General features: G+C 43.1%; 4 protein-coding genes and 1 pseudogene. 4 read left to right on the top strand and 1 reads right to left on the bottom strand.

Annotated elements, in window-relative coordinates; all coding sequences use genetic code 11:
• The 4 genes from VF500_RS17240 to VF500_RS17225 form a co-directional block, all read left to right on the top strand.
• Nucleotides 1–2943 (top strand): SusC/RagA family TonB-linked outer membrane protein (locus VF500_RS17240; protein ID WP_330860869.1); only part of this gene is annotated, 2943 nt, incomplete at its 5' end.
• A 14-nt stretch (nt 2944–2957) separates the two neighbouring features.
• Nucleotides 2958–4739, top strand: a complete 1782-nt coding sequence (locus VF500_RS17235) for a RagB/SusD family nutrient uptake outer membrane protein (RefSeq protein WP_330860868.1) — start codon at nt 2958–2960, stop codon at nt 4737–4739.
• A gap of 101 nt (nt 4740–4840) precedes the next feature.
• Nucleotides 4841–6385: a VCBS repeat-containing protein gene (locus tag VF500_RS17230; RefSeq protein WP_330860867.1), complete on the top strand. Its 1545-nt coding sequence runs from the start codon at nt 4841–4843 to the stop codon at nt 6383–6385.
• Between the two features lie 133 nt (nt 6386–6518).
• A complete protein-coding gene (locus VF500_RS17225; protein WP_330860866.1) occupies nt 6519–7070 on the top strand; it encodes a hypothetical protein in 552 nt (183 codons plus the stop codon).
• 416 nt (nt 7071–7486) lie between these two features.
• On the opposite strand, the pseudogene VF500_RS17220 reads toward VF500_RS17225, so the two are convergent.
• A pseudogene (locus VF500_RS17220) lies at nt 7487–7787 on the bottom strand (hypothetical protein); the annotation flags it as partial.

Here is a 7787-nt window from a genome sequence, read left to right as displayed (position 1 = left end):
CTTAATGAAGTAGTAGTTACCGGTTACGGTTCGCAACGGAAAAAAGACCTTGTTGGCGCTGTAGCCGTTGTAGATGTGGCTGCGTTAAACAGGCAACCGGTTTCATCTGTAGAGAACCAATTGCAGGGCCAGGCTGCAGGTGTTACTGTTGTAGCTTCGGGCCAACCCGGCGAAAACCCTTCGGTAAAAATTCGCGGTGCAAATACATTTGGTAATAACCAGCCGCTATATGTAGTGGATGGTGTACCAACAACCAATGTAAGTGATATCAACCCTAATGACGTAGCAAGTATGCAGGTACTTAAGGATGCGAGCTCTGCATCAATTTACGGTGCCCGTGCTGCAAATGGCGTTATTGTGATCACCACCAAAAAAGGTACCGGCAAAACAACGGTATCATATGATGCTTACTATGGCTCGCAGGTTCCTAAAGGTGGCAATGTATTTAATTTGCTTAACCCCACCGAAATGATGCAGCTGAGGGCTTTTGCCATAAAAAACACTGCAGCTTTAAAAAATATCCCTGTTGACCTGAGCAGCAACCTTTATGGTCCTAACGGCAATGTATTGCCTGACTATATCAGCGCGGGCGGCGTAGGCCCGGCAGGCGTGCACGATGGCGACGCCGCGGTTGATCCTGCAAAATACAATGTAAACCCTTTTTATACATCGGGTGATGCATCTGGCTTTTATCGTATAACCCGGGCCAACAAGGGCGGTACCGACTGGTATCATCAAATTTTTAAATCGGCCCCGGTGCAAAGTCATAACGTGGCTTTAAGCGGCGGTTCGGATGCCGCAACCTATTTGTTTTCAATGAACTATTTTAACCAAAGAGGTACTTTGAAAAACACTTATGATAAGCGTTATACCGTTAGGGCCAATACAAGCTATAACGTTACCAAGCATATCAGGGTAGGCGAAAATTTATCTTATTCATTAACAGAAAACCCGCTGATCAATGAAAACGATGAAGGTTCGTCAATTGGTATGGCTTTCCGTGAGCAGCCTATCATACCGGTATATGATATAAAAGGCAATTATGCCGGCTCAAACACGGCCAACTTAGGTAATGCACGTAACCCTGTTGCCATTACCGACCGTACTAAAAATAACTATGGTGCATTTAACAGGCTTTTCGGTAATGCCTTTGCCGAAGTTGATTTCCTGAGGTATTTTACCGTGCGTACTCAATTTGGTGGTGAGTATTATTCTGATTATAATCACAGTTTTACTTTCCCGGAGTATGAGAACTCGGAAAATAACTCAACAAACTCCTATGCCGAAAATTCATTTAACGGGTACAACTATACCTGGACAAACACATTGACCTATCACCAGGTAATTCAAAAACATGATATCAAATTACTGGTAGGTACCGAGGCTTATAAAAACAGGTATCAAACATTAGGCGCAACCAATACAGGTTATTTTACTTTTGATCCTGATTACACCACCATTACAACCGGTACAGGCACACCTACGGCTTATAGTACCCTGACAAGAGATAAGATATTCTCATTGCTTGCCCGTTTGGATTATACCTTCAACGATAAATATCTTTTAAATGCTACTATCCGCCGCGACGGTTCATCAAGGTTTAAATCATATCAATATGGTTGGTTCCCTGCTGTTAGTGCCGGCTGGCGCATATCACAGGAAAGTTTCCTGAAAGGTGTATCTTGGATCAATGATTTAAAGATCAGGGGTGGTTTTGGTATCATGGGTAACCAGATCAACGTTGACCCCGCAAACGCTTTCACTACGTTTGGCAGCAACAAAACCAACTCTTACTATGACGTAAATGGAACATCAACAAGCACAGTTGCAGGTTTTGCACAAAACCGCATAGGCAATCCTGATGCTAAATGGGAAAAAGATAAAAACTTCAACATCGGTTTTGATGGTTCATTCTTTAACCAGAAGTTAGACATTACCGCCGATTACTATAAAAAGATCATTACCGACCTTTTATTTAACCCGGCTCTTCCCGGTACCGCTGGTTCGGCAACTGCCCCTTACAGCAACGTAGGTGCAATGGATAATACAGGTTTGGATATCACCATAGGTACACATACAAACCTAACCCATGATCTGAAAATGAACGCGGCTTTAACGTTCACCACTTATCACAACGTTATCAAACAGGTAACTCTTGGTCAGGATTATTTTGAGCAAAACTCCGGTCGTGTTAACGGTAGTTCAATTGTCAGGAACAGTGTTGGCGGCCCGGTTGGCGGTTTCTTTGGATACAAAACTGTAGGCTTCTTGAATTCACAGGCAGAAATTACTGCTGCAAACACAGCAGCAGGCGGTACCTATCAAAATGACGCAGCTGTTGGTCGTTTCAAATATGCCGACATCAATGGCGATGGTAAAGTGACTGCAGATGACCGCACCTTGCTTGGCAACCCGAACCCTAAATTTACCGGCGGCTTAAATCTTGATTTTACTTACAAAAACTTTGATCTAAACATGTTCTGGTACGGATCATACGGTAATAAGATCTGGAACGATGTTAGGTGGTGGACTGATTTTTACGCAAACTTTGCCGGTGCAAAAAGCAAAAACGCTTTGTATAATTCATGGACACCGTCAAATACCAATGCTAAGGCACCAATTCAGGAAATCGACGGCTCGTTCAGTACCAATACAGTTCCAAACTCTTTCTATGTTGAAAATGGCTCATACCTACGCTTACGTAACCTGCAGGTTGGCTATACTTTTGACCCCAAAGTGCTGAAATCTATCGGCATCGACAGGTTGAGGGTGTATCTGTCAGGCGCTAACCTTGTTACCATAACTAAATATTCGGGCGTTGATCCGGAGATTGTAGGTGGTGGTACAACCAGCAGTACAACCAGCAGCACAAACTTTGGTGTTGACCGCGGTAACTACTCGCCAAACCGCACATATTTATTAGGCGTTCAAGTTAAATTCTAAATAATTAAAACATTATGAAAAATATACAACGTGTATCAGTATTTGCTTTGATTGCAGCTGGTATTTTACAGGGCTCATGTAAAAAGGCGTATCTTGATCAGCCCGCTATAGGTGCCCTGAGTTCTGATCAAATTGCAACAAAAGCCGGTGTAGACGGTTTGTTGATAGGCGCGTACTCGGCGCTTGATGGTCAGGGTGGTAATGGAAATAACGCAGGTTTAGGCGGCGGCAGTGCCTGGGAAGTTTCTCCCGATAACTGGATCTATGGTAGCGTTGCCGGTGGCGATGCCCACAAAGGTAGCTCTGGTATTGATCAGCCGGCTATCAACTCTATTGCAACTTTTACTGTAGATGCCAGCAACGGCTTTTTAAATAGTAAATGGAAAGCCGATTATGAGGGTATCAGCCGTTCAAATAATGTACTTAAAGCCGCTGCTATTGCAACCGGCATTGCGGATGCTGATAAAACCAATATCATTGCGCAAGCCAGATTTTTGCGTGCACATTACTATTTTGATCTTAAAAAGATGTTCAGTAATGTGCCATATATTGATGAAGCTACAACTAACTATGTGCAGCCCAATACTACGGATGTATGGCCCAAAATAGTCGACGATTTCAAATATGCTTATGCCAATTTGCCTGGTACACAGTCGCAAAAAGGCCGCGTTAACAAGTGGGCGGCCGGCGCTTATCTGGCTAAAACCTACCTGTACCAAAAGGATTATACCAACGCTGATAAAATATTTACAGAGGTGATAACCGGTGGTACCAATTCGCAAGGTGTAGCATATGGTTTAACTGACAATTATTTTGACAACTTTAACGCCGCAACTAAAAACAACAAGGAAACCGTATTTGCAATTCAGCAGGCGGCTAATGATGGTACAAACACAATAGGTGAGGCAAATAATGGCGATATGCTTAACTATCCATACAACAGCCCATTCGGCTGCTGCGGATTTTTCCAGCCTACGTTAGATCTTGCTAACTCATTCCGTACTACGGCTGCAGGGTTACCATATCTTGATGATTATAATACCCATCCGGTTGCCAATGATATGAATATCGCATCCGACAAGCCGTTTACACTTGATGCAGGTAACCTGGATCCGCGTTTAGACTGGACTGTTGGCCGTCGTGGTGTCCCGTATCTTGACTGGGGTAACCATCCTGGTATGAACTGGATTCGCGAGCAAAGCTCTGCCGGTCCTTACTCGCCTAAAAAGAATGTTTACTACCAGGCTACAAAAGGCACTTATGCCGATAGCCATTCATGGGCGCCGGGTAATGCCAACCAGGTTAACGTGATCCGCTTTGCCGATGTGTTGCTGATGGCTGCCGAAGCAAAAGCACAATTAGGTACCGGCGACTTTGGCCTGAGCTACGTGAACCAGGTACGCGCACGCGCTGCTAAACCTGCAAGCTTTGTGTATACTTATACAGACCCGGCAAGCCCAATGGGCGGGTACACTACTACCCCGGCTGCTAATTATGTGGTAAGTGTATATCCTGCAAGTTACTTTGCAAGCAAGGATGCTGCTTTAAAGGCAATTTATTTTGAGCGTAAACTTGAGCTGGCTATGGAAGGTCACCGTTTCTTTGACCTTTCGCGCTGGGGTATTGCACAACAGGCATTGGCTACATACTTTGGTTTTGATGGCAAAACTATAACCGACGTAACCGGGGCTCATTTTACTATCAACAAGAATGAGTATTACCCGATACCTCAACCTCAGATAGATCTCGAAAAAATAAACGGGGTGTCTATTTTAAAACAGAACCAGGGTTATTAATCGGTTTTTTATTTGATTTTTGTGAAGGAAGAGACTGCAAAAGCAGCCTCTTCCTTGTTTGTTTAACAGGATCTGAAAAACAATGGATCAACGATAAGTAGATGAGATTAAAAAAATCCCTGGTATTACCGTATTTATTTCTGTTTTGTGCAACAGGAATTTTTTTATCAGCTGGCTGCGATCAACCCGATAAGCGAGGTGAGCAGGCAAGAAATGACGGCAAATCGCTCTCCCTGAAATACTGCCAAAGCTGCCATGAGTACCCCGATGCCCGGTTTTTGGATAAGGAAACATGGGCCAAACATGTGCTGCCGGCTATGGCACCAAGGTTAGGGATACAAGTTTATGCCGAGGATCAGTATGTAAATAATCCATCGGCAAAAACGATGTTATCATATGACGACTGGTTGAAAATTGTTGATTATTATACTAAGGCAGCTCCAAAAGCACTTAAAGCAGCCCGGCAACCCATTAAACCGCTTAAAGACTGGGGCGTTTTTAGTTTAAAGAAGCCAACCGGTTATAAGCCCGGCGTGGCCACAACAACGATGGTCGCGTTTGATGCGATTGGGCATCAGATTTACACCAGCGACCGCACAAACAGCAGTGTTTACCAATGGTCAAACAACCTGGCCCAGCTATCGGTGCATAAATATAGTTCGCCGGCGGTAGATGTTCAGTTTATGAAGGATGCCGGTAATAAAGAGCATGGGCTTTTTACATTTATCGGATCGATGGATGCGGTTGACGTTCTTAATGGCTACGTGAAAGATATTTCCATTAACCAGAACGGTGTATGGCAGGATGCCGAAATTGCAAATGGCTTACCGCGCCCGGTCCAGTCATTGACTGCTGATTTTGATAAAGACGGGCTTGCAGATGTTGTTGTTTGCGGCTTTGGCCATAATGCAGGTGGCTTATATTTATTGAAGCAACTGCCCGGCCACAAATTTGAAAAACGTGTTATTAGTACCATTCCCGGAGCCGAACATGCAATAATCGGCGATTTTGATCATGACGGATGGCCGGACATAGCCTGCTTATTTGCCCAGGCCGATGAAGGTATCTGGCTGTTTTTGAACGACCATAAAGGCGGTTTCAAAACAAGTAACTTATTGAGGTTTCCGCCGTTTTACGGTTCAAGTAGTTTTCAATTAGTTGATTTTAATAACGACGGGAAATTAGATATCCTGTACACCAGTGGCGACAACAGCGATTATTCGCGGATCTTAAAACCATATCACGGGGTTTACATTTTTATCAATCAGGGTGATTTTAAATATAAAAAGGCCTGGTTCTTCCCGGTTAACGGGGCTACCAAAGCAATAGCTGCAGACTTTAACGGCGATGGCTTGCCGGACATAGCACTGATCGCATTTTTCTCGGATCTTAAAAATAACCCGGCAGAAGGTTTTACCTATTTTGAACAGAACGGCCCATTGCATTTTATGCCCCATAATTTGCCTATCGAAAATGAAGGAAGATGGATTTGTATGGATGTTGGCGATTATAATGCAGATGGCAAACCAGATATTTTGTTAGGAAATTATTCAATGGGATTTATTAACCAGGAAGGAGTTAAGCCTCAATGGGATTCGGCTACACCTTTTGTTTTGTTGACAAACACAGGAAGCAGGCATCAATAGCCGGTTTTGAATAATATTATAAAAAAGCTTAGAAAACATCGAAAAATATTCAATAAATGAACAAATAGTTGCGTGAAATGTTGCATAAGTGTTATTAGTTTTTTAAATTTACAGATATAAACTTACAAAGCCTTTGAAGAAAATTGTTGCCATATTACTGTTGATCGTCCATGCTTACGGCTTGGGCGGATCGCTGGTTTTGCATCAATTTCTGTCCTGGAAAATGGAAAGGTTCTATAATGAACAGGCGGCAAAAGGACTATATGATGTTCACGATCTGAAGGAAATAGCGATCCCGGTAAACCTGCCGGGTATTAAAGATTGGAAAAATTACGAAAATATCAGGGGGCAGGTTCAGTTCGGGGAGCAGGCATATAATTATGTACAAATGAGGGTTACGAGCCATAAATTGTACCTGAAATGTATCCCTACTTATAGCGAAACACGTTTAAATGCCAACAATATACTGCATGCCGCCCCTGTAAAAGATACGCCTGTACCTCAAAAGGAACATGTGCCATATGTGAATATTACTTTTTCTGATGTGCTGATTTCGCAATCATTTGATCCCATTGATTTTGGGGCTTTTGAAATAAAGCTTACATCACCGGATGTGTGCCATTTTATGTTTGAAACGGACAGGCACATTAAAATGCCTAAGCAGCCTCCCAAAGCTATCTGCTAAATAATTCCATTCCCCATTAATTTTTCTGCTTAAATGCATGTATAAGTTTATGCCCCAATGGGCTTATGCTAATGATGCTTTAGTTATTAATGCTATTTATTTTTTCAAGAAATAAGTAATATTGATACTTGTGGCTATTGCGCATCTCTTAAATGTGGCCGCTGGTGAGGTAATGGGGTAGTTGTAATTGAAAATCAATTTTTTATTAAAATAGATATTATGATATAGGGTAAATTATTGCCTGTTTTTTCGATTGCACTTGTTTAAGCTCGTGTTTATTGAAATGGAAGATTCTTAGATTGTAGAGATCTGAGTTTAGTTGAGCAGTGTTTGTAGGAACATTGAATAGCGCTCCGGGGTGAGATACGGAGCGCTTTTTTATTCGTTAAAACCACAACGTCATAGATAGTTTTTGCCTATTTAGCCGGTGCATAGGCGCCGGTATTCAGCCAGGTAAGCCAGGCTTTTTTAAATGCCGCGTGACTTAAAGGCGGGCGTTTACGGCCTTCGCCCGGACTAAATGCCGCAACAACCAAACCATCGTCTGCATGCGCAATTAACTTTTGCATGTCCTTGTGGCCGTTAAGATTGGGATTCAGTAACTGCTTGGCAAGTTGACGGGGACTTCGGCCCTGGAAAATCATTTTCATATCTGCCGGTGGCAAGTGCCAGTTTGGATTGCCTGGCGGCGTGTGTAAGCCCGGGGTGTTAGTCGGT

The sequence above is a fragment of the Mucilaginibacter sp. genome (genome assembly GCF_036383575.1).
GTDB lineage: Bacteria > Bacteroidota > Bacteroidia > Sphingobacteriales > Sphingobacteriaceae > Mucilaginibacter.
The sequence above is the reverse complement of the archived record's forward strand: the minus strand, read 5'-3'. Positions and strand labels throughout refer to the sequence as shown.